The 22,797-nt window shown below is 68.7% G+C and carries 19 protein-coding genes; 8 read left to right on the top strand and 11 right to left on the bottom strand.

All coding sequences use genetic code 11. The annotated features are described in order from the left end of the window. From F3J10_RS10000 to tssI, 3 genes are all read right to left on the bottom strand, one after another. Nucleotides 1-229: hypothetical protein (locus F3J10_RS10000; protein WP_167241981.1), on the bottom strand; the 229-nt coding region annotated here is incomplete at its 3' end. 14 nt (nucleotides 230-243) lie between these two features. After that, nucleotides 244-666: a DcrB-related protein gene (locus tag F3J10_RS10005; RefSeq protein WP_013697245.1), complete on the bottom strand. Its 423-nt coding sequence runs from the start codon at nucleotides 664-666 to the stop codon at nucleotides 244-246. 40 nt (nucleotides 667-706) lie between these two features. Then, complete coding sequence (tssI, locus tag F3J10_RS10010; RefSeq protein WP_167241982.1) at nucleotides 707-2,827, bottom strand: type VI secretion system tip protein TssI/VgrG; 2,121 nt, start codon at nucleotides 2,825-2,827, stop codon at nucleotides 707-709. A 487-nt stretch (nucleotides 2,828-3,314) separates the two neighbouring features. On the opposite strand from tssI, the gene F3J10_RS10015 reads away from it, so the two are divergent. The 3 genes from F3J10_RS10015 (at nucleotide 3,315) to F3J10_RS10025 (ending at nucleotide 7,035) form a co-directional block, all read left to right on the top strand. Continuing rightward, nucleotides 3,315-3,926, top strand: coding sequence for a glutathione S-transferase (locus F3J10_RS10015; protein ID WP_025099665.1), 612 nt, complete (start codon nucleotides 3,315-3,317; stop codon nucleotides 3,924-3,926). A 28-nt stretch (nucleotides 3,927-3,954) separates the two neighbouring features. Next, nucleotides 3,955-6,024, top strand: a complete 2,070-nt coding sequence (locus tag F3J10_RS10020; protein WP_167241983.1) for a pyridoxamine 5'-phosphate oxidase family protein — start codon at nucleotides 3,955-3,957, stop codon at nucleotides 6,022-6,024. A 102-nt stretch (nucleotides 6,025-6,126) separates the two neighbouring features. Next, nucleotides 6,127-7,035 carry a LysR family transcriptional regulator gene (locus F3J10_RS10025; protein WP_167241984.1) on the top strand — a complete coding sequence of 303 codons (909 nt, stop codon included), beginning with the start codon at nucleotides 6,127-6,129 and terminating at the stop codon, nucleotides 7,033-7,035. A 78-nt stretch (nucleotides 7,036-7,113) separates the two neighbouring features. On the opposite strand, the gene F3J10_RS10030 is transcribed toward F3J10_RS10025, so the two are convergent. After that, the gene (locus tag F3J10_RS10030) at nucleotides 7,114-8,442 is read right to left on the bottom strand and encodes a tetratricopeptide repeat-containing glycosyltransferase family protein (protein ID WP_167241985.1); all 1,329 of its coding nucleotides are present in this window, start codon (nucleotides 8,440-8,442) and stop codon (nucleotides 7,114-7,116) included. A gap of 143 nt (nucleotides 8,443-8,585) precedes the next feature. Beyond that, nucleotides 8,586-9,218 (bottom strand): HD domain-containing protein, encoded by a 633-nt coding sequence (locus F3J10_RS10035; RefSeq protein ID WP_166915633.1) that lies wholly within the window; start codon nucleotides 9,216-9,218, stop codon nucleotides 8,586-8,588. Between the two features lie 170 nt (nucleotides 9,219-9,388). Here F3J10_RS10035 and F3J10_RS10040 point away from each other — a divergent pair, with 170 nt between their 5' ends. The 3 genes from F3J10_RS10040 to F3J10_RS10050 all read left to right on the top strand — a co-directional run bounded on the left by F3J10_RS10040 (nucleotide 9,389) and on the right by F3J10_RS10050 (nucleotide 13,900). Beyond that, entirely contained in the window at nucleotides 9,389-10,354 is a 966-nt protein-coding gene (locus F3J10_RS10040) for a LysR family transcriptional regulator (protein ID WP_025099660.1), read from the top strand. A gap of 3 nt (nucleotides 10,355-10,357) precedes the next feature. After that, entirely contained in the window at nucleotides 10,358-11,176 is an 819-nt protein-coding gene (locus tag F3J10_RS10045) for a helix-turn-helix transcriptional regulator (protein ID WP_167241986.1), read from the top strand. 717 nt (nucleotides 11,177-11,893) lie between these two features. Next, complete coding sequence (locus F3J10_RS10050) at nucleotides 11,894-13,900, top strand: S53 family peptidase (RefSeq protein ID WP_167241987.1); 2,007 nt, start codon at nucleotides 11,894-11,896, stop codon at nucleotides 13,898-13,900. Between the two features lie 191 nt (nucleotides 13,901-14,091). Here F3J10_RS10050 and F3J10_RS10055 read toward each other — a convergent pair whose 3' ends face one another. The 4 genes from F3J10_RS10055 to F3J10_RS10070 all read right to left on the bottom strand — a co-directional run bounded on the left by F3J10_RS10055 (nucleotide 14,092) and on the right by F3J10_RS10070 (nucleotide 18,438). After that, nucleotides 14,092-15,411, bottom strand: coding sequence for an ATP-grasp domain-containing protein (locus F3J10_RS10055; protein ID WP_167241988.1), 1,320 nt, complete (start codon nucleotides 15,409-15,411; stop codon nucleotides 14,092-14,094). A gap of 13 nt (nucleotides 15,412-15,424) precedes the next feature. Beyond that, nucleotides 15,425-16,663: an ATP-grasp domain-containing protein gene (locus F3J10_RS10060; RefSeq protein WP_167241989.1), complete on the bottom strand. Its 1,239-nt coding sequence runs from the start codon at nucleotides 16,661-16,663 to the stop codon at nucleotides 15,425-15,427. Nucleotides 16,664-16,673: 10 nt separating this feature from the next. Next, entirely contained in the window at nucleotides 16,674-17,369 is a 696-nt protein-coding gene (locus tag F3J10_RS10065) for a hypothetical protein (protein ID WP_013697234.1), read from the bottom strand. A 172-nt stretch (nucleotides 17,370-17,541) separates the two neighbouring features. Further along, nucleotides 17,542-18,438, bottom strand: a complete 897-nt coding sequence (locus tag F3J10_RS10070; RefSeq protein WP_025101426.1) for an EamA family transporter — start codon at nucleotides 18,436-18,438, stop codon at nucleotides 17,542-17,544. Between the two features lie 91 nt (nucleotides 18,439-18,529). Between F3J10_RS10070 and F3J10_RS10075 the strand changes: the two genes are divergently transcribed. Together F3J10_RS10075 and F3J10_RS10080 are read left to right on the top strand one after the other, a co-directional pair. Next, complete coding sequence (locus F3J10_RS10075; protein ID WP_017919134.1) at nucleotides 18,530-19,462, top strand: LysR substrate-binding domain-containing protein; 933 nt, start codon at nucleotides 18,530-18,532, stop codon at nucleotides 19,460-19,462. A 225-nt stretch (nucleotides 19,463-19,687) separates the two neighbouring features. Then, nucleotides 19,688-21,406, top strand: coding sequence for a tannase/feruloyl esterase family alpha/beta hydrolase (locus F3J10_RS10080; RefSeq protein ID WP_167241990.1), 1,719 nt, complete (start codon nucleotides 19,688-19,690; stop codon nucleotides 21,404-21,406). 13 nt (nucleotides 21,407-21,419) lie between these two features. Here F3J10_RS10080 and F3J10_RS10085 read toward each other — a convergent pair whose 3' ends face one another. Both F3J10_RS10085 and F3J10_RS35970 read right to left on the bottom strand, forming a co-directional pair. Further along, on the bottom strand, nucleotides 21,420-22,031 hold the full coding sequence (locus tag F3J10_RS10085; protein WP_025101424.1) for a 3'-5' exonuclease: 612 nt from the start codon (nucleotides 22,029-22,031) through the stop codon (nucleotides 21,420-21,422). A gap of 144 nt (nucleotides 22,032-22,175) precedes the next feature. Then, nucleotides 22,176-22,766 (bottom strand): hypothetical protein, encoded by a 591-nt coding sequence (locus F3J10_RS35970; RefSeq protein ID WP_205200236.1) that lies wholly within the window; start codon nucleotides 22,764-22,766, stop codon nucleotides 22,176-22,178. Between the last annotated feature and the right edge of the window lie 31 nt (nucleotides 22,767-22,797).

Consider the following 22,797-nt stretch of genomic DNA (forward strand, 5'->3'; position numbering starts at 1 on the left):
CGGCACCGAGCGCGGCCGCGCCGCCGGCGCCGCCCGCCAGCGCGGCCGAGCCGCCCGCGTAGGCGGCATAGCCGATGTCGGCACCCGCCATCCCGTAGTTGGCGCCGTCCACCCAGCCCATCTGCTGCTGCTTGGTCTTGTCGCCATCCTCAAGCGTCTGCAGCTTGGCGACGCGCTGCTCGGCGCTGCCGCTCGGCTCCTGGTAGGTGGGCGTGGTGGAATCGGACATGGCCGCTGCCCCGCTCAGGCCGGCTCGCGCAACTGCAGGCTGGCGATCAGCGCCTGCAGTTGCTCGCGCTGCGTGTCGCTGATCGCGCCCGGCGCCGTGAAGGTCAGCATCAGCACCACGCGGCCGTATTCGACCATCGTCAGGCGCTGCTGGATCGGCGCGCGGTTGTTGGTCCAGGTGTATTCGTGCGCGAAGGCCTCGCGACCCGACACGCTGGTTTCCTCGCTGGAGACCGCCGCGTAGTCGCTGACCTGCCGCGCCAGCTTGCGGATCTCGCCCGCGGTGTATTCGGCGAACTTCATGCCCCACGGCAGGGGCTCGCGAGTGATCACAAAACTCACGCCCTCGGTGCCGGTGGCGGCCGACACGAATACGTTCATGGTCTTGTCCTGCCACGCCTCGGGCATCGCGAAGCTGCCCTCGTGCATCTGGTACATGCTCGGCTTCCTGGTGGGTGAGCGATGCGCGCCGGCTCGCTCAGCTGTTGTCGGGATTGATGTCGGTGCGCGCGGCCTGCACCTTGATGTTGTCGGCGTCGATGTGGATCACCGACCGGCCCTTGTAGATCTCGATCACGTCGCCGGTCATGTGGATCTTCGTGCCGGCATCGCCGCCGATCTTGATCCACAGTTCCTTGGCCTCGATGGTGTGCGTGCCGTTGGGCGCCTGGTAATCGGTCTTGCCCTGCGCCACCACGGTCTTCTGGTCGCCGACATGGACGGTGGTCGCGTCGTTGCCCTTGGCGACGTGGATGGTGCGATCGCCCTTGAGCACCGAGGTGGTCTGCGCGTCCTCCACCACCGTGTTCATGTCCTTCTGCGCGTGCAGGTAGAGCATCTGCGCGCCGGCCACGTCGCTCATCAGCAGTTCGTTGGAGCCGGCGCCCTTGTGCGTCTGGCTCTTGATGCCCATGGTCTGGCCGGCCGCGCCGTGGTACGGGTTGCCCTGCTCGCCGTTGAACATGCGCCCGACGATCACCGGGTTGTCGGGGTCGCCCTGGTTGAAGGCGACGATCACCTCCTGGCCGATCCGCGGGATCGCGGCAGCGCCCCAGCCGGCGCCGGCCCAGGGCTGCGAGACGCGGATCCACATCGAGTCGGAGCCGTCGCACTTGCCGCGCCGGTCCCACAGGAAATGCAGCTTCACGCAACTGCCGTTGGTGTGGATCTCCTCGCCCTTGGGGCCCACCACGATGGCCGACTGGGTGCCCTGGATCAGCGGCTTGGTGGTCATCCGCTGCGCGCGATAGGCGACCTTCTGCGGCAGCAGCGCGAAGCTGTTGCGATAGGGCAGCTTGGCCGCGTGCTGGGTGTAGTCGTTGACCGCCTCGTGGCGCACCTGCAGCACCACGTACTCCTGGTTGTCGGCCGCAACAGGATGCCCGGTCACGCTCACGCTGCCGGCCGCCGTCATGCGCCAGGCGTAACCCTGCCCTGTGTAGCGATGCGCCTGCGCCTCCTCGGCCTCGATCGCGTAGCGCGCATAGCGGTTGCCGTCGTCGCTGTGGTCGTAGAGCGACTGGTGCTCGAAACGCTCGGTGGTATCGAGCCGCGCATGCGTGAGCGTCAGCGATTCGGCCTGAACCATCATCAGCGGCGAGGACGGCGTCTGGTGGTTGAAGTCGCGGTAGGTCACCTTGCCCACCCCGAAGCGCCCGCCCTCGTGCAGCTGGTCGATGCCGTTGTATTCGCTGGAGGCGCTGTCCGCGTAGGGCACGCTCGCCAGCCCGTCGATCGGGCGGAACACGCCGTTGGTGTCGCCGATCGCGAGGATGTGCTTGTCCTTCTGGTAGCGATGCGTCCAGATCAGCCCCTCCTGCTCCATCAGCCGCGCGCAGAAGTTGAAATAGGACTCCTGGTACATCACCACGTAGTCGAGCGGCTTCTGCGCATTGCGGATGTCGAAGGCGAAATCGGAGAAGCCGTGCTCGCCGAAGATGGTCGAGAGGATGTCGCGCGCGCTCTGGTTCTGGAAGATCCGGCAATCGGTCGAGCGCGTCAGGAACCAGAACCACGGCACCACCGACATCTGGTATTGCGTGACGCTGCCCGGGTTGCCGACGCGGTCGAACGAGGACACGTAGCCGTCGAAGTAGCGATAGTTATCGCCGCTGGAGGCCGTCACGCGCTCGAGCGATACCTGGGTGGGCTGCTGGTCGAGGCGCAGCTTGACCTGCTGGCCGATCAGGTCGGCCGGCTTGAGGTCGTTGCGATGCGAGAGCAGGTCGAGATGGATCTCCGGCAGCCGGTTCACCTGCTCGTCGACGATCGCCACGCTCACCAGCAGCACGTCCTGGCCCAGCGGCGTGTCGAGCGTGACGTAGCGGTTGGCCTGGGTCAGCGTGGCGCTGCTGCCTGCCACCTGGCCGTTGATCGACTCGGCGATCGCCGAGGGCGGCCGGTTCAGCAGCGAGAAGCCGGTCTGCGCGAGCTGCATGGCGCGCTGCACGGTGTCGAGATGGCTGGCCACCCCGGCCAGCGGGCCGAGCTGGCCGGCAACGCCGGAGGCCAGCGAACCGGCGAGTCCGCCGAGCGGACTGGGTAAGGGGCTGCCGCCGATCGCACTGAGCAGGCCGCCGCCGTTCGGAGCAAAACTCATCGTGGTTCCTTTCCGTCTCGGGTTCCGCCAAGGCAGCCGGGGCCGCGCCGAGGCGTCGATACTTTAGGGGAAATTCCGCCGACAAGAAAGCTCAGGAGCACTATTGAAGCGCATCAAAATAGCCTTGTTTTCAGGGTTCGAACGTATCGCGCCGGGCAACGGAAATCCCTACCTGGAAGCCGCGTCGCGCACTGGAAAGACTTGCCGAATTCCGGCTCGCACATCGTCGAGATGTCGTCGACATGTCGTCGGCATGTCCACTGCGTGACACCTCGATGACGCGTTGCGCAAGGCTGCCCGCGGCGCGCTTCCACCGCTTCTCGCGGCTATTCATCCGACGATTCCGCACCCTCGGCATTGCGCGCCACTGTTCGCGTTTCGAGAAGAATCCATTCGCGCCGCGGCCGATTCCCCGCCCGGCGCCGCGTCCCTAGACTGGCTTCATGCGATCGGATGGTCCGGTCGCCCAGACCCAGAGGATTCCAGCATGAAGCTCTATCACCACCCGCTGTCCGGCCATTCGCACCGCGTGCGCCTGCTGCTGTCGCTGCTCGGCATCGAGTACGACGCGATCGAGGTCGACCTGGCCGCCGCCGCCCACAAGTCGCCCGAGTTCCTGAAGCTGAACCGCTTCGGCCAGGTGCCGGTGCTGGTCGACGGCGAGACGGTGATCGCCGATTCGAACGCGATCCTGGTCTATCTCGCGCGCCGCGCCGGCAAGCCGGGCTGGCTGCCCGAGGCGCCGGTCGAGGAAGCGGCGGTGCAGCGCTGGTTGTCGGTGGCCGCCGGCGAAATCGCCTACGGCCCGGCCGCGGCGCGCCTGATCACGGTGTTCGGCGCGAGCTACCATGCCGACGAGGTGATCGCGCGCGCCCACCGGATCCTCAAGCTGATCGACGAGGAACTGGCCGGCCATGCCTTCATCGTCGGCGAGACCGCGACGATCGCCGATGTCGCGCTGTACGGCTACATCTCGCGGGCCCCCGAGGGCAACGTCGACCTGTCGTTCTACCCGCACATCAATGCCTGGCTGAGCCGCATCGAGGCGCTGCCCGGCTTCGTCGAGTTCCGCAAGACGCCGGTCGGCCTCGCCGCCTGAACCACGCGCCACCCCGGGGAGTCCTGGCATGAAGCTCACGCACACCGAAACCGCATCGCCCTGGCACGAGGGCGAGCTGGCAATCCAGCGCAAGACCGGCGTGGCCGGGAAGATGCACGAGGTGGGCCAGCGCGTGGTGCGCGACTACATGCCGGACCAGCATCGCGAGTTCTACGCGCAGTTGCCCTTCATCGCGTTCGGTGCCGTCGATGAACGCGGCGATGCCTGGGCGAGCTTCCTGAGCGGCCATCCCGGCTTCATGCAGTCGCCCGAGCCGGGGCGGCTGCATGTCGAGGCCGGCGTCGATCCCGCCGATCCGGCAGCGCCGGGCCTGTACGAAGGCGCGGGGATCGGCCTGCTCGGCATCGAACTGCATACGCGCCGCCGCAACCGCATGAACGGCACGCTGCGCGCGCACACGGCCGGCGGCTTCGACGTGCAGGTGCGGCAGAGCTTCGGCAACTGCCCGCAGTACATCCAGTTGCGCGATTTCGGTTTCGTGCGCGAGCCCTCGCAATACACCGACATCGCCCCGCTCGAGTTCGACCATCTCGACGCGCGTGCCCGCGCCATCATCGCGGCGGCCGATACCTTCTTCGTCGCCTCCTATGTCGGCGAGGGCGAGGCGCGCCAGGTCGACGTCTCGCATCGCGGCGGCAATGCCGGCTTCGTCAGGATCGACGAGGACGGCCGGCTGACCGTGCCCGACTTCGCCGGCAACCTGTTCTTCGCCACGCTCGGCAACTTCCTCGTCAATCCGCGCGCCGGCCTGGTATTCGTCGATTTCGAAACGGGCGACATGCTGCAGATGACGGGCGAGGCCAGCGTCGAGCTGGAATCGGAGGAGATCGCCGCCTTCCAGGGCGCCGAGCGGCTGTGGCATTTCAAGCCGCGCCGCGTGATCCATCGCCGGCAGGCGATGCCGCTGCGCTGGCGCTTTCGCGCCGACGGCTGGTCGCCGAACTCGCTGATGACGGGTAGCTGGGACGAGGCCGCCAGCCGCCTGAAGGCCGCCGCGCTGGCCAATGCCTGGCGGCCCTTCGAGGTCACGCGCATCGTCGACGAGACGCCGGCGATCCGCTCCTTCCACCTGCAGCCGGCCGACGGCGCCGGCCTGCTGCCGCACGCGGCCGGCCAGCACCTGCCGATCCGCGTCACGCCGCCGGGCCAGGAGCGTGCGCTGATTCGCACCTACACGCTGTCCACCGCGCCTTCCGACGGCGTCTACCGGATCAGCGTCAAGCGCGACGGGCTGGTGTCCGCCTACCTGCACGACACGCTGCGCCCGGGCAGCACGCTCGAGACGCGCGCGCCGGCCGGCGCCTTCACGATCGACGCGGCGCAGACGCGGCCGGCCGTGCTGCTGGCAGCGGGCGTGGGCGTCACGCCGATGCTGGCGATGCTGCGGCACATCGTGTACGAGGGGCTGCGCAAGCGCCGCGTGCGGCCGACCTGGTTCTTCCATTCGGCGCGCTCGCTCGGCGAGCGGGCCTTCTCCGCGGAGATCGCGCAACTGGCCGCCGCCTCGAAAGGCGCGGTGACGGTGGTGCGCGCGCTCAGCGATACGGTAGGCGCGCAAGCGCGCGAGGACTACGACTTCGGCGGCCGCCTCGATATCGCGTTGCTGCGGCGCACCCTGCCCTTCGACGACTACGACTTCTATCTGTGCGGCCCCGGCGGCTTCATGCAGTCGATGTACGACGCGCTGCGCGACCTCAACGTGGCCGACGCGCGGATCCATGCCGAGGCCTTCGGCCCCTCGGGGCTGCAGCGACGACGCGATGCCGCCGCGGCCGCCCCGGCGCGCGAGCCCGCCACCGAGCCGACGCCCGTGGCCTTCGTGAAGTCGGGCAAGGAAGCGCGCTGGCAGCCGGACGGCGGCTCGCTGCTGGAGCTGGCCGAGGCGCGCGGGCTCTCGCCCGAATACGGCTGTCGCAGCGGCAGTTGCGGGTCCTGCCGCGCACGTGTGGTCGAGGGCGCGGTGGCCTATCCGAACACGCCGGAGTTCGAGGTGGCCGAGGGCGAGGCGCTGATCTGCTGCGCGGTGCCGGCCAGCCCGGCATCGGGCGGCGGCTCGCGTCTGCTGCTCGATCTTTGAGCCGAGCGCCGCCGGTTCGGATCGTCCCGGCGACGGCGCCCGATGCTGCTATCTTTACGGCCATCGCGCCCGCTCACCCGCCCTACATCTTCACGCCCGCCCATGGACAAGCATCAGGCAATGACCGTCTTCGTCACCGTCGTCGAGACCGAGGGTTTCGCCTCGGCCGCGCGCAAGCTGCGCGTCTCGCCCTCGGTGATCAGCCGCGTGGTGACCGAACTCGAGGAGCATCTCGGCGTGCGGCTGCTCACGCGCACCACGCGCGTGGTGCGCGTGACCGACGCCGGCGCGCGCTTCTTCGAGGACAGCCGGCGCATCCTCGCCGACATCGCCGCGGCCGAGCTGGGCGCCGCCAGCGAGAACACCACGCCGCGCGGCCAGTTGACCGTCACCGCGCCGGTGATGTTCGGCAAGATCCATCTGCTGCCGATCACGCACGAGTACCTGCGGCGTTATCCGGCCGTCAACGTGCAATGCTGGTTTCTCGACCGCATCGTCAACCTGGTCGACGAGGGTGTGGACGTGGGGATCCGCATCGGCGAGCTGCCCGATTCCTCGCTGCAGGCGATCCCGGTCGGCAAGGTGCGGCGCGTGTTGTGCGCCTCGCCCGCCTATCTGAAGGCGCATGGCACGCCCCGGCATCCCGACGAGCTGGCCTCGCACGTCACGATCCAGAGCGTGAGCGCGGCGCCCACGGCCGAGTGGCGCTTTCGCGAGGGCGAGCGCCAGACCCTGGTGTCGATCCAGCCGCGCCTGTCCACCACCACCAACGACTCGGCGATCGACGCGGCGGTGGCGGGCCTGGGCATCATGCGCGGCATCTCCTACCAGATCACCGAGGAAGTCGCGGCGGGCCGCCTGCGGATCGTGCTGGCCGATTACGAGATCGAGCCGCTGCCGGTGCACGTGATCCATCGCGAAGGCCGGCATGTGAACCAGAAGGTGCGCGCCTTCGTGGATCTCGCGGTGGAGACGTTGCGGGCCAAGTCGGGCAGGTGGGGCGTGGGCTGAGGTAGGCGCATGCCCCACCGCGTTGCGCCGTGTCAGGCATGCGCATGCGGGATTCGCGCCAGGCATGGCCCGAGCCGATCAGCTCGAAGGCTGTCTCGAAGCCCACTCCCCTAGCGCCTGTCTCACGCGCTCCACCACCCGCTCCCATCCCTCCCCATCCCCTTGCCGGAACAGGCGCAGGCGCGCCGGATACCAGGGCGAGTCCTCGCGCCCGTGCATCCAGCGCCAATCGACGTCGCGCCCCGGCAGCAAGACCCAGCAGGGCACGCCCAGCGTCGCGGCGAGATGGGCGACCGAGGTATCCACGCAGATCAGCAGGTCGAGCTGGGCGAGGATGGCCGCGCTGTCGGCCAGGTCCTCCGCCTCGGCGCCGAGCGCCAGCAGCGGCTGGCTGGCCGCCGCGGGCGCGATCTCGTCCTCGCCTGCGCCCTTCTGCAGGCTGACGAAGCCGATCCCGGGCACCGACCAGAGCGGCGCCAGCGCGGCCAGCGACGGCAGCGAGCGATGCGCGTCGTTGTGATGTTGCGGATTGCCCTTCCATGCCAGCCCGACCTTGCGCCCGGCTCCGGGCGCCAAGGTATCGAGCGCATCGAGGCGGGCGCGCCAGCGTGCCAGCCCGGCCGGCTCGATCGGCAAGGCGACCGGCGCGGGGATCGTGATGGCCGAGGTGCCGAAATGCGCGGGCGCGCTGAGCAGGCTGGTCCAGCAATCGAAGCTCGCCGCGCGCGCCTGGGCGCTGTCGTGATCGAGCACCGCGTCGACCCCGGCCACGCCCGCCAGCAGGCGATGCAGGGCCCTCATGCAGGCGACGCTCACGCGGCTCGCGCCGGCGGCCTCGAGCATCGGCAGGTAGCGCGCGAACTGGATCATGTCGCCCAGGCCATCCTCCTGCCACACCAGCAGCGAGCGCCCGGCCAGCGGCTCGCCCTGCCATTGCGGGCAAGGCAGCATGACGCGGGTGCGTTGGTGCACGAAGCGCGGGTGCGCGTAGCGCGATTCATAGAGCGGCCAGCCCTCCTCGAAGCGCCCGAGACTCAGCAGCAGCGTGGCCAGGCCGAACAGCGCATCGGGATAGTCGGGGCGCAGCGCCAGCGCGCGGCGATAGGCGAGCTCGGCCTCCTCGAGGCGCCCCGCGTGGCGCGTCAGGCTGGCGAGGTTGCAATGGGCTTCGGGCAGGTTCGGGTCGAGCACCGAGGCGAGACGCACGTGCGCCTCGGCCTCGGCGAAACGCTCCAGCACCTCGAGCACGTTGCCGAGATTGCTGTGCGCCACCGCGGCGCCGGGCAGGATCGCCAGCACCTGGCGATAGGCATGCTCGGCCTCGGCATGGCGGCCTTGCGCGACCAGCGAGAGGGCGAGATCGAAATGCGCTTGGGCCGGATGCGGATCGGGCGGCGTGGCGGTCATGGCGAGGTGGCGACAGTCTCGTGGGACGAAGACGCTACGCTAGCGCAAGCCCGCCCCGCCCGATCGCGCGAGTTGCGCGCCTGCCGGGCCGCAATTCGGGCAATCGCGGCCGCGCGCGGCGATCTGGAGGGAAGGAGCGAGGATCAGCCCGGCTGGCCGGCGCGCGCCTCGCGCGAGGCGAAATGCGCGCGCACGCGCTGGCGCGCCGCTTCCCACAGCACGGGCGAGCCGCGCTCGATCACCGGGCCGTAGCGCTCCAGCACCTGCTGCTCGCTCACGCCGTTCTCGGTCCAGGTGCCGCCGTCGGTCAGGGTATTGAGCAGCAGCGGCTGCAGCCGGTCGAGCGACTTGGCGAACACCGCCTCGGGCGTTTGCGCCGCCTCGAACTCCTCCCACAGGCCCAGCATCGCCTCGGCCTGCGGGCTGGGCAACAGGCCGAAGATGCGCCGGGCAGCGCGGCGCTCGGCTTCCTCGATCTGCGCGGCCTCGGCGCTGGAGGCGTGGATCGGATGATCGCCGGCGTCGATCTCGACGATGTCGTGCACCAGCAGCAGCCGGACCACGTGCAGGACATCGACCTCGCCGGCATGCTCGGCCAGCGTCAGCGCGAACATCGACAGGTGCCAGCCATGCTCGGCGGAGTTTTCCTTGCGGCTGCGATCGATCAGCGGCGACTGGCGCATCACGGACTTGAGCTTGTCCAGCTCGGCGAGAAACTCGAATTGCCGCGCGAGCGCGTCGGTGGCGTGGGCGGGGGTGTTCGGGGTCAAATGCATCCTCCTGACGATTCCTGATGGGATGGATGCCGCAGTTTGGCACGACTGGCCGCCGGCGATCGCCTCGATATCACGATCCAGGCAATTTATCCCTAAAAACGGTCAGGCTTCGCGCCGGCCGGGCACACGCATGGGATACTGAAATTCGATGAATTCGCCGTGGGCAAGGGATGAACACGACTCAAAACATGAGCGTCTTTGTGCGAGTCGCCGAATCGGGCAGTTTCTCCGGCGCCGCTGCTGCGTTGCAGCGTTCGACGGCCCAGGTCTCGCGCGCCGTGTCGGACCTGGAGGCGCACCTGAGCACCCGGCTGCTGAACCGGAACACCCGCCGCGTCGCGCTGACCGAGGCGGGCGAACGCTATCTGCGGCACTGCCGCAAGATTCTCGCCGACCTCGAATTCGCCGAGGCGGAACTGCTCACCGACCAGCCGCCCCAGGTGCCGCGCGGCCAGTTGCGCATCCATTCGATGACCAGCTTCGGCACGCACTACGTGATGCCGCTGGTCGCCGAATTCATGCGCGCCTATCCGCAGATCAGCATCGACCTCACGCTCTCCCAGCGCTCGGTCGACATCCTCAACGAGATGTACGACGGCACCCTCACCATCTCCGACATGCCGGCCGGCGACGGCATCGTCTCGCGGCGGCTCGGCGAGATCTCCTGCATCGTCTGCGCCTCGCCGGACTACCTGGCCGCCCACGGCGTGCCGCGAACGCCCGCCGATCTGCAGGCGCATACCTGCCTGCACCTGCGCTCGCCCGGCATGCCCTTCAGCGACTGGCAATTCAGCGGACCTGCCGGCATCGAGCAGGTGCGCTTCGAACAGCATCCCTTCGTGGTCAACGTGGCCGCCTCGATGGCGGTGGCCGTCGAGCAAGGCATGGGCGTCGGCATCCTGCCCGCGCCGATCGCCCTGGGCGGCCTGCGCAAGGGCACGCTGCGGCGCCTGCTTCCCGCCTACACGATGCCGTCGATGCTCGTCGAGCTGGCCCACCCGGCGCGCGCCCAGCTCAGCCCGCAGCTCGGCGCCTGGATCGCGTTCCTGGCCGATCGCCTGCCGGCGATGCTGGCGCGCGATGCCCAGGCGCTGGCCGAGGGCACCGGCAATGCGGATGCGCCGGCGCAAGGGTGAGCCTTGCGCGACCCGAACCCCGCCCACGCCCCGGCCGCCTTCGACCCGGATCACCATTCGGCCCGCGCCGTGGCCCTGCACCTGGATGCGCGCGACAACGCGGTCGAGTTGCCGGTTCACCGGCACCGGCGAGGCCAGCTGGTGATCGCGCGGCGCGGCTTCGTCACCTGCCTGGTCGAAAGCGGCGTGTGGGTGGTGCCGCATCATTGCGGCGTCTGGATTCCCGGCGGCGTCGCGCACAGCAACCGGGTGGCGGCCAATGGCGAAATCACCGTGCTGTTCGTCGAGCCGGGCGCGGCGCGCATGCCGCAACACTGCTGCACCTTCGCGATCCCGCCGCTGATCCGCGAACTGATCGCCCATCTCGCCGAGCGCCCCCACGACTACGAGGAAGACAGCGCGACCGGCCGCCTGGCCGCCGTCCTGCTCGAACAACTGGGCGGCATGCCGCTGGAGCAGCTGCACCTGCCGATGTCGCCGAAACGGCAACTGCGCCGGATCGCGGCCGCCTTGCTCAAGGACCCGTCGAATCGCGCCACGGTCGCGCAATGGGCGGCGCAAGTGGCGCTCAGCGAGCGCAGCCTGGCGCGGCTCGTGATGGCCGAGACCGGCTTGAGCTTCGGCCGCTGGCGGCGCCAGCTGCACATCGTGGTGGCGATCCAGAGGCTTTCGACGGGGCTGTCGGTGCAGCGCGTGGCGGCGGAGCTCGGCTACGAATCGGTGAACGCCTTCATCACCATGTTCAAGAAGGTGCTGGGGAAAACGCCGGGGCATTACCTGCCGCGCGCGGCGCAGGTCCGCGACGACACGCATCGATCGTGAACAATCGCGCCAATCGCATCGCACTTGCGCAATTGACAAAATCCTTTCATCCCTCGTAAAACAAAACCGGATTTCGCCAGCCATTTTCACCACGAACAAATAATCAAAATCGACCATCAACGGCCGATCATCAAACGAAATACATTTCTTTTCCGGAATCGGAATTCCTTGAAAGATCCCTGCCCGGTTTCGCGGAATCTCGCCAGACGGCCGATTTTCTTCGGTGTTTAGCGAGGCCGCGGCAACTAGAATGCTCGCCGCCGGACATATAAGCATCCGAGAAAAAACACTAAAAAATGTCTCCCGGACATTTGACCCATTCGATTTTCCCAACTATCTTCCCCATCACTTCAGCAATCTTTCAAATTCTCACCAACGCTTTCCAGGTATTTCATCCGATGCGCCCGCATCGGGGATGAGATTCGCACTCCGGAATATCAGCATCAGCGCATGCATGACAGGCGGCCTGCCCGATCCGGGTAGCGCAGCCGCATTGGCGTCGCCGCTCCGATCACCCCCGGCGCGGCGGCATACGAGGGGGCCGCAAGGTCGCATCGGTGGATCACCGATCGCCCGACCGGTCTTGTTTTGCCGGGAGGGAAACATGTCGCCGTGATTCGCGTCCGCTTCGCCGTGCTCGCAGCAAGCGAGCGCCGCCCGTCGAGCCTCGACGGGTATCGCCGATTTCATCTCCTGCCTTTCCGTTCGGAGTCGAACATGTCAAACCATCAGTCCGTCCAGCGCCGTGCCCTGAAGCGTTTTGCCTTTTCGCTGCTCCCCATCGCGGCCGCCGTGCTCGCGCAGCCTGCCGCGCACGCGGCCGATCCCGGCAACTGGGTCGCCACCCGCACCCAGGCCTTCCTGCTGCCGGCCGGCGCGAGCGCCGGCACCGCCACGGCCAGCATCGCCAGCACCACGCAAGCGCGTACCGCCGCCACCCGCTACGCGCTCAACAGCGCCGGCAAGCCGGCCCTGCCCAACACGCAGGTCACGCCGCTGGAACTGAGCCAGCCGCTGCATATCGCGGTGGCACTGAAGAATCGCAACGAGGCCGAGCTCGACGCGCTGCTCAAGGAGATCGAGCAGCCGGGCAGCGCCAACTACCAGAAATACCTCACGCCGGCCCAGTTCAAGGCCCGCTTCGCGCCCACCGACGAACAGGTGCAGGCGGTGGTCGCGCATCTGAAGGCGAGCGGTTTCAGTCATGTCGAGGTGTCGGCGAACAACAAGCTGGTCACGGCCAGCGGCAACGCGAGCGACGTGCAGAACGCCTTCCATGCCAGCCTCAAGCGCTTCAGCTACCTGGGCAAGCCGGTGTATGCGAACGACACGCCCGCGCTGGTTCCGGCGCAGCTGGGCGCGACCGTGGACAGCGTGCTCGGCCTGCAGAACGTGGTGACGCCGCGCCCGCAGATCGCCCTGCCGCCGGCGAACCCGGCGCGCAACCAGGTGGCCTCGGCCAACGCGGCCGCGCCGCAGGCCGCCGCGGCCTCGCAGGTGGCCCACCAGCCGACCGATTTCGCGAAGATCTACAACGCCGGCAGCCTGCCGGCGGCGACCAAGACCACGGTGGGCATCATCACCTGGGGCGATGTCTCGCAGGCCATCACCGATCTCAACATCTTCACCAGGAACGCCGGGCTGGCCACCGTCGACACCAAGGTGGTGGCCGGCGGATCGGGCACCCTCAATCCGATCGACGACAATTCGCTGGGCGAGTGGAATCTCGACAGCCAGAGCATCATCGGCACCTCGGGCGGGGTCAAGCAGCTGATCTTCTACTCCGCGCTCAACACCATCGACGACGGCTCGGGCGTCAGCTACGTGGCTTCCGATGCGGACATCGCCGCCGCCTACGACAAGGCGGTGAGCGACAACGAGGCCAAGATCATCAACGTCTCGCTGGGCGCGGACGAGACCGCGGCGGGCGGCAGCGGCGCGCTGGCCGCGCTCGACAGCACCTTCAAGCAGGCGGTGGCGCAGGGGCAGATCTTCTCGGTGTCCTCGGGCGACGCGGGCGTCTATCAGTGGTCGCGTTCCCCCTATGGCCAGCCCGGCGTGGTCGGCAGCGACTCGAACTACTGGTTCGATGCCTTGTTCGGCTCGCCGCGCCTGACATCGACCGTCGACCTGGGCAAGTACAGCGTGTCGACCCCCGCCAGCTCGCCGTATGTGGTCGCGGTCGGCGGCACCACGCTATCCACCACCAACACCACCACCTGGGCCGGCGAAACGGCCTGGAACGAAGGCCTGCGCTTTGCCGACGCCACCAGCAGCGGCGCGCTCGACGATGCCGTTCGGCTGTGGGCGACCGGCGGCGGCGTCAGCCAGTACGAACCCGTGCCTGCCTGGCAAACCGCCACGCTGGGCAAGTCGGTCACCAAGCGCGCGCTGCCGGATGTGTCCTTCGATGCGGCCAGCGCGACCGGCGCGATCCTGGTCCACAAGGGCAAGACCGGTTATGGGCCGGTGGGCGGCACCAGCCTCGCCTCGCCGATCTTCGTGGGCGGCTTCGCGCGGGTCGAGTCGGCGCACGACAACAGCATCGGCTTCCCCAATCCCGGCTTCTACCAGAACCTGCCCGCCAGCCCGACGCTGGTGCACGACGTCACTTCCGGCAACAACGGTTATGACGGGCATGGCTACAAGGCCGGCGCGGGCTGGGATTACGCGACCGGTCATGGCAGCCTGGACTTCGCCAAGCTGAGCGCCAGCTACAAGTGATGTCGCGCGACGGCATCGACAACCTGAATCGGGGGCATCGATGTCGTCGGGAGAAAAGCGCGGCGATTCCCGGTGATTCGAGGGGAATGCCGCGCGCCAAGCAGGACGGGCCAGGCACGCGAAGCAACAAGCTCGCGTGCCGGGCCCGTTGCCGGTTACCAGGTTCGGTTACCAGGTATCGGGTACCGGGTTCAGGCCGCTGCCGATGCCGATTGCGGCTGGGCCAATCCCTGCCCGCGCGGCCAGCCGGGGCGGCTCGGCGCCGTGAGATCCGCGAGCGTGTAGCGGAACTCGCGCAGCGTGGCGTCGATCGCCGAGCCGATCTCGTCCTCCGAAGCCCCGCGATAGCGGAAGCGCGCGAGGATCGTATCGTAGCCGCCCTTGCCGTCGAAGCCGTGATGGCGCTTGGGCAGCACGGCACGATACAGCGCCGCGATGCCCGGCGGCACCTCGGCCTCGACGAAGCGGCTGCCGACCGGCTCGGGCAGCATCAGGAAGCCGCCGCGCAGCGGCGAGGCGGACGCGGCCCGCGCCGCCTGCGCGCGCGCGGCGAAGCGCGCCGCGTCACCCGATTGCTGGGCGACCCACAGGTCGTAGAGGTCGACGCCATAGAGATCCCGGAACAGGAACGGAATCTCCCCGCCGCCGACGCGCGCGCCGATCTCCAGGAAGGTCAGGCCGTCGCCGCCGCGGATCACCTCCAGGTGGAAGGCGCCGTCGTCGAGCCCGAGCGCGCGCAGGCTGTCCCGCGCGAACGCGAGCAGCGCGTCGTTGGCCGGGCCGGGGTCGAGCATCACCGAGCCGAGCGGCTTGCCGTTGGCGAAATCGAGGCAGGTGTTGACGTAGCGCGAGGCACGCGCGATCACGAATTCGCCGTCGGCGACCAGCCCGTCGACGTGATAGATCGGCCCCTCGATGTACTCCTCGCACTCGTGGTCGGCACGCGCCAGCGTCGGCCACAGCGCCGCGAGCTGCGCGGGCGTATCGACACGCCGCACGCCCGCGCTGGCCGCGCCGGCGCGCGGCTTCAGGACCAGCGGAAAACGCAGCGCGGCGAGCGCCGGCGCATCGGGCGCGTCGACCTCGTCCAGCGCGACGAAGCGCGGCACGCGCAGGCCCGCCGCGGCCACCACCTGCTTCATCACGGCCTTGTCGCGAAAGCGGGCCACCGCCGCCGGCCGATCGCCGGGGATCTCGAAGGCCTCGCGCAGCCGGCCCGCCGCGATCAGGTCGAACTCCGACAGCGCGACCAGCCTGTCGATGCCGCCCAGCGCCGCGCCGCAGGCTCGCACGGCCTCGTGCAGGGCCGCCTCGTCGAGGAAGTCGGGCAGCCGCTCGAGATGCGCGATACGCGAGGCGGCGAGCGCGGCGGCGCCGTCGGGCGTGCAGACATAGGCCACCTCGTGCGCGTCGTGGTCGATGTAGCGGTGATAGGCGGCGAAATCGTCGGACCAGCGATTGAGCACGACGATGCGACTGCGCCCGGGAGAAGGTTGCGGATGCAAGCTCATTGGCGTGTCTCCTTCAGAGATCGGTCAGCGCGGGGCCGAATTCGAGCGCGCGCAGCGCCTCGGCCACGCGCCGATCGAGCGTCGCCCGATCCGGCGCGGTGAACAGCACATGCCCCACGCGGCCACGAAAATCGGTCAGGCGCGGCACCAGCTCGCCGAGGCGCGGGTAGATCTCGATCTCCTCGAAACCCGGCAGCGCGCGCACCGGCTCGATGCCGTGCACGCCGGCGAAACGCCCCGCCGCGTCCGGCGCGAGGAAACGCACGCCGCTCACCTGGGTGGCGAGCCGGCCCTCGTAGGCGGGCGCCGGATCGGCCTCGCCGAGATGGCCGCGGATCATCACCTCGGGCAGCGAGATCGACTTGCTGAGCTCGACCAGCCGATAGATGCGATCGCCGCCGAGCCGCGCGGCGATCTCGATCAGCACCGGGCCGTCGCGCGTGATGCGCGCCTCGGCATGGAACACGCCGAGCGTGAGCCCGATGCGCGCCGCCGCGGCCTCGACATAGGCGACCAGCGTCGCCCGCGTCTCGGGCGCGAGCGGCGCGTCGACCACGTGCCCCATCTCGACGAAGTACGGCTCGGGCCCGAGCAGCTTCTCGGTCACCGCGAGCACGCGCGGGCCGTGCCGGCCGACGTAACCCTCCAGGCTGTATTCGGGGCCGTCGAGATATTGCTCGAGCAGCAGCGCCTGGCCGAGCTCGCGACCCATGTCGACCACGCCCTCGCGGGTGGCGCGCTCGACGGCCTCGCGCAGCGCCGGCAGCGAATCGACGCGCGTCACCAGCTGGCTGCCGCAGCCGTCGACGGGCTTGAGCACGGCCGGGAACCCGACCCGCTCGGCGGCGGCCTCCAGCTCGGCCGGTGACGCGATCCGCGCGAAGCGCGGCACCGCCAGCCCGGCCTCGGCCAGCCGCTGCCGGCTGCGATGCTTGTCGCGCGTGAACGCCGCCGCGTCGGGCGGCAGATGCGGCAGGCCGAGCCGCTCGGCCGCCTGCGCGGCCACGCCGACCACGTATTCGAAGCCCGGGACGATCGCCTCGGCGCCGAGCGCGCGCGCGGCGGCCGCGACCGCCGCCGGCGAACTCGTATCCACGGCGGTAAACGAGGCGGCGGCCGCGCGCAGCTCGGGCGGCACGATGCGCTCGTCGCGATCGGCGGAGAACACGTGGGCGGCAAGCCCGAGCCGCGCCGCGGCGGCGACCAGCGCCGCGCCCGACGACGCCGGTTCCAGCACGATGATGGCGGTCATGGCGCGCCCCTCAAGCGGCAACCGCTTCCGGCTGCGCCTGGGTCGCCTCGCGCAGTTCGTCGAAGTACTCGCCGATCAGGCCGACGAAGTGGCGCAGATAGGCTTCGGCCTTGTCGATGCCGCCCCAGCCGTCGATCGCGCGCTGCACGGCGCCCCACATCAGGTCGTCGTGATCGTGCGATTCGTCGTACTGGATATGGCCGAGCGAGCCCTTCACCAGCTCCTGGCCGAAGGCCTGCGCCGCCGCCTCGGTGATGATCTTGTTGTAGCGATCCGAATACCATTCGACGAACCAGTTCCACACCATGGTCGGCAGCGGGCCGTCGCGGCCGATGCTCAGGTACAGGTAGCCGATCAGCTTGTCGGTGCTGTGGAAGGGCTGGATCGCGTCGACCTGCTTGTCGGTCAGGCCGAACTTCTCGATGTCGCGCAGGAACAGGCCTTCATGGCCGTATTCCTCGGCCAGGTATTGCGCGAGGATCTGCGCGAGGTGATTGTCCTTGAAGCCGATCTTGTAGAGCGCGAAGGCATCGACTTCGTTGTTGAGGCGAATGCGCAGCACGGTTTCGACCAGGTGCCGCCGATAGAACTCGCGGTCGATGCCCTCGCCGCGATGGAACGCGGCCGTTGCCGGCGATGCCGCGAACAGCCGGTTGATGGACTGCTCGGCGACTTGCTCGAAGCGGGCGCGATCGTGGTTTGCCATCTTTTCTCTCCAGGTTCCAGGTCATAGGGGACGGTTGTCCGGCGCGGGCGGCTGCCCGCGATCCGGCTTTCGGCTACTCGATGACATGGGAGGAAAGACAGCGCGGCTGCGGAGGGCGGCGCCGCTCGGCGCGCCATCCTGCGTCGGCTTTTATGATGACCGGCGGGGCCGGTTACTTCTGTACGACCGCGCCGATACTGGCGGCCACCACGCAGAAGGTGCCGGCGATCTGCAACGCGCTCAGGGGCTGCGAGAGCACCACGAAACCGATCGCCGCGGCGATCGCCGGCTCGGCGCTCATCAGGATGCCGAACGACGAGGCGCTCATGCTGCGCAGCGCGATCAGCTCCAGCACGTAGGGAAACAGCGGCACCAGCATCGCCAGGTAGGCCGCGTCGAGCAACTGCCCGGCGGGCAGGTGGCCGCCGCTTTGCGCGATGCCGAACGGCGTGGTCACCAGCGCGGCCACGATCAGCGAGGTGGCGAGCCCCTGCAGGCCGTCGAACAGCGTGCCCACGCGCTTCATCAGCAGGATGTAGGCGGCCCAGCCGAGCGCCGAGCCGACCGGGAATACCAGCGCGGCGGGCGTGGCGACCCACATGCCGTCCTGGCGCGCCAGCAGCAGCACGCCGGCCAGCGCCAGCACCGGCCATAGCAGCAGGGCCGGCTTGCGCACGCGGAAGGTGGCGATCGCCAGCGGCCCGAGGAAGTTGATCGCGACCGCGAGCCCGAGCGGCACGCGCCGCGCCGCCTCGAAGAAGCACAGCGTCATGCCGGCCATCGCGCTGCCCAGCGCGATCGCGGCGATCCAGCGCTGGCGCGAATAGCTGTGCAGCGGCGGGCGCACCACCACCGCGAGCACCAGCGCGGCGAAGCAGAGCCGCAGCCAGGTGGTGCTGACGGTGCCGTATTCGATCGTCGCCGGCCGCGACAGCGCGGCGCCCAACTGCACGCTGCACATCGAGGCGACCGCCAGCAACGGTGCGATAGCAGCCGCGAACGACGCAGGAGCGCGCGATTCGGCAGGCGGGCCGCCGTCCGCCCGGGCGGCGCTCAATTCATCGCTCATGGTGGCTTCCAGGTAGGTGACCGAACGAGTCTAACCGGGCTCGGGCGCGTGGTATAAGCTGCTTATTCTTATGGCCGCATCAGGAAAATTGATGATCCGAGATCTCGACAGCACCCTGCTGCGCACCTTCGTGACGGTGGTCGAAACCGGCAGCGTGAGCGGCGCGGCCACCGCGCTGCGGCGCACCCAGGCCGCCGTCAGCATGGCCTTGCGGCGGCTCGAGGACGAGGTCGGCCAGCGCCTGCTGGAACGCTCGCCGCGCGGCGTGAAGCCGACCGCGGCCGGCAGCGTGCTGCTGCCCTATGCGCACGAGCTGCTCGGCATCGGCCTGGCCGCGCGCGCGGCGCTCAACGCGGGCGAGATCTCGGGCACGGTGCGGCTCGGCATCCTGGAGGACATCGCGGTGGGCCACCTGCCGCACGCGCTCTCGCAGTTCGCGGCCGCGTTCCCCAACGTCGCGCTGGAGATCGTGGTCGACGCGAGCCCGGTGCTGTCGCAGCGCCTGGCCAATACCTCGCTCGATTTCGCGATCGGCGATCCCAGCCTGATCCGCGCCGAGCCGCTCGTCACCTGGCAGCATCCGCTGCACTGGGCCGCCGCGCGCACGCGCGAGGCGTTCACGCGCGGCGAACCGCTGCCGATCGTGGCCTTCGGCGGCACCTGCCCGTGGCAGGAGAAGCTGTTCGCGACGCTGCGCGATGCGGGCATTGCGTGGCGCGTGATCTGCACCAGCACCAGCCTGTCGGCGATCCAGTCGGCCGTGGAGGCAGGGCTGGGCGTGGCGGTGCTGCTGGACTGGAACGTGCGCCGCGACTCGATGCGTGTGCTCGATCCGCGCGCGGCCGGGTTGCCGGCGCCGCCGATGGCGGATTTCGGCTTGTTCAGTCATGCGGACGCCGGCGATCCGGGGTCGGCGGCGGCCACGCTGCAGCGCTTCCTGTTTCATGCCTTGCAGCTCGGCGCGCCCGGCGAGGCGGCCGGGGATGGCGGGCGTCGGGTCGGGTCGCTGCGGGTGGCAATCTGAGCGCGACGCGTGCCCTGCACGCGGCCGCGGAGCGAGCCGTCCAGGCTCCCGCCGGCTTCGCGCGAACTATGGGCAACACCGATCGCGCCTCGCGTTTTGTCATGAAATACTCCGGGAACAATTCATCACGATCCTGTCATCCCGACAATTCGCCCACGCCCGCCCGGCGCCGCGCCTCGTGCCGCCCGGCCGGGCTCGCTTCCCGGTCCAGCCCCTTCAGCGGCAATGAAACAGCATTCGGCACATAGGATCCTCATCGTCTTCTCCCTCGCCTCGGCCATGCTCGCCGCCAGCTTCCCGGCGGCCGCGCAACACGCGCCCCGGCAGCCGCGCCACTGCCTGGACCTGGCCGGCGTGCAGATTCCCCCGGCTGAAATCGGCCTGCCGACCGACGGCGCGATGGTGCAGACCGCCTCGACCATCGGCGCGACCACGATCGGCAACCAGGATGGCGATTATTGCCGGCTGACCGGCGTGATCCGCGCGAAGACGGCCGGCACGCCCGACATCCGCTTCGAGATGAACCTGCCGGATCGCTGGAACCGCCGCGCCCTGCAATTCGGCGGCGGCGGCTACAACGGCGTGGTCGTGACCGGCACCGGCCCGACGCCGTTCTCGCCCGATATCGCGCCGCTCGCCCAGGGTTACGCCACCTTCGGCGACGATTCCGGCCATATCGGCAACCCGGGGGAAGGCAGCTTCGGCATGCTCGACGAGGCCGTCATGAACTACGGCTACGCGCATCTGAAGAAGGTCCACGACGTGGCGCTCGCGCTGATCACGCGCGGCTACGAACGCGCGCCCGACAAGATGTATTTCGCGGGCGGCTCGACGGGCGGCCGCGAAGCCTACACGGTGATCCAGCGCTACCCCGACGACTACGACGGCGTGATCGCCAATGCGCCCGCGCTGAACTTCACCGGCGTGCGCCTGATCGGCGTGGCGGTGGGACGGGCCGAGTACCGCAGGCCGGGCGGCTTCGTGTCGAGGCATTTGCTCGAACGCGTGTACGAGCGGACCTTGCAGGTTTGCGACGCGCTGGACGGCGTCGCCGACGGGATCGTCAGCGATGTCGAGGCTTGCCGCGCGAAGGAGCCGGAGATCATCGATTCCTTGCGTTGTCCGGATCAGCGTGCATCGGCGGAGGATGTGCCGGCGCAGACGCCGGCGATCGTCGCCAGTCCCGGCACCATGGCGCGCGGCGGCAACCCCGCCGGCGCCTGCCTGACGCCGACGCAGCTCGCCACGCTCGAATTGCTGCGCGACGGGCTGCATCTGCCCTACCCGCTCGCCTGGAACGTCGACGGTTATCGCGGCTACAACGTGTTCCAGGGCACGCGCTTCACGAGCGGGCTCGGGCTCGCCAATTCGCCCTTGCCGCTCGCGCAGCCGCAGTTCCATGAAAACGGCTACCTGTTTGCGCAGGGCGATGCCTATATCCGCTACTTCGTCACGCGCGATACCGGCTTCAACGGGCTCGACTTCGACGTGAAGCACCCGGGCCGCTACCAGCAGCGGCTGGTCTCGCTGTCGAAGACGATCGGCGCGATGAATCCGGACCTGTCGCGCTTCATCGCGCGCGGCGGCAAGCTGATCACCATGCAGGGGTTGGCCGATGAAGTGATCAGCCCGAACCAGACGATCGCGTACTACGACGGGCTAGTTGCGCGTTACGGGCAGGAGCGTGTGGATGGCTTCATGCGCCTCTACATGGCGCCGGGTTTCCAGCACGGCAACGGCGTGTTCATTCCGTCGGTCGATCTGCTCGGCGCGCTCGATCGATGGGTGTCGCACGATGTGTCGCCGGAAACGCTGCTGGCCACCGATATCGTGCCGGCCACCAATGGACGCACGCGCCCGCTGTGCCGATATCCGGCGTTTCCGCGCTATGTGGGCAAGGGGAATGTGAATCGGGCAAGCAGCTTTGTCTGTGCGATGTCGTGACGGGGGCCGCCTCCTAGGCGCCGACCATCGAACCCAGGAACATCGCGACCTTCGCCTTGCTGGTCTTCTGCAGTCGCGACATGAGTGCGTGATCGATGCGGCTCAGGCCGTAGGTTCGCGCCATGTCGCTTTGCAGGCGGCACCACAGATGGCTCGCCATCTCGGCGTCGACCATCGCCCGGTGGGCACGGCCCGTCTTCGGCAGGCTCAGCATCTCGACCAGGCTCGACAGTCGATGGCTTGGCGCCTGCGGATAGATGCGTCGCGCGACCAGCAGCGTGCAGGCGAATTCGTGTGCCGACGGCACGCCGAGCAGCCCCAGCTCCGATTGCCAGAAACGCCGGTCGAAACCGGCGTTGTGGGCCACCACCGGATGGTTTCCGACAAACGCCGCCGCCTCCCGCATCACGGTCGCCACCGGCGGCGCCGACGCGATCATGTCGTTCGTGATGCCGGTCAACGCGACCACGTCCGACGGGATCCGGCGGCCGGCGTTCATCAGGCTCTGATAGCGGTCGACGATTTCGCCATCGCGCAACAGCACGATGGCGATTTCGGTGGCGCGGTCGCCCTGGGCGGGGGAAAGTCCGGTGGTTTCGAAGTCCAGAACGGCAACGGTTTGCATATCTCTTTGCTTGTGCGGCGGGGTTGAATCGGGCGAACTCCCAGGCCCGTGCTGGCTTCGACGCTTGAGCTTGCGGGGCGCGACGGCTTTCGACGCCGCGCCCCAAGTGCCGATGAGAACGAGCTCAAACGGCAATTTGCCGACTTACTTCGCCAGGCGCACCACGTACAGGCCGGAAGCCTGTGCGTTGGCGGCCACGCTGTAGTTCGGCGGGTTCGAAATCGATGCGCCTTGCTCCAGCGGCTGATAGGTCACGGTGGTGTCTGACAGGCTCGCATATTCGATCACGGGCGGATTCTGCGCCGGCTTGACGTCCGTCTTGAAGTTCAGCGTCAGCGTCGACGAGGCCATCGAATGCAGATCGCCGGCGGATTTTACCTCGTAGACGTAATCCGCCGCCACGCCGGCTGGCACCGGATCGGGTTTGCCCAGGCAAACGGCGAAGTCGCCGGAGATACCGTTTGCCGGCGTCTTGATCGTCAGCGTCGCGATGCCGTCGTCGGTCACCAGGTTCATGTTCGCGTTCGAGATGCTGCTGTTCGAGAGCGTCAGTTTCTTGTAGCTGGACGGGCAAGAGAACGCTGTCTCCTTCGCGCTTTCCTGCGAGCCTTGCGAGGTCGAACCCGCCGTGTTGCCGCCGGGAGCCGGGCTGTCATCGTCGTCACCGCCACATGCCGACAACAAGACTGCCACGCTGATCAGACCTGTCAAAACGAAACGCTTTTTCATCTTCATCCTCATAATTGTTAAATAGACCTAATGAACA

The organism is Burkholderia sp. Cy-637, from assembly GCF_011753175.1.
In the GTDB taxonomy this organism is placed as follows: Bacteria; Pseudomonadota; Gammaproteobacteria; order Burkholderiales; family Burkholderiaceae; genus Burkholderia; species Burkholderia gladioli.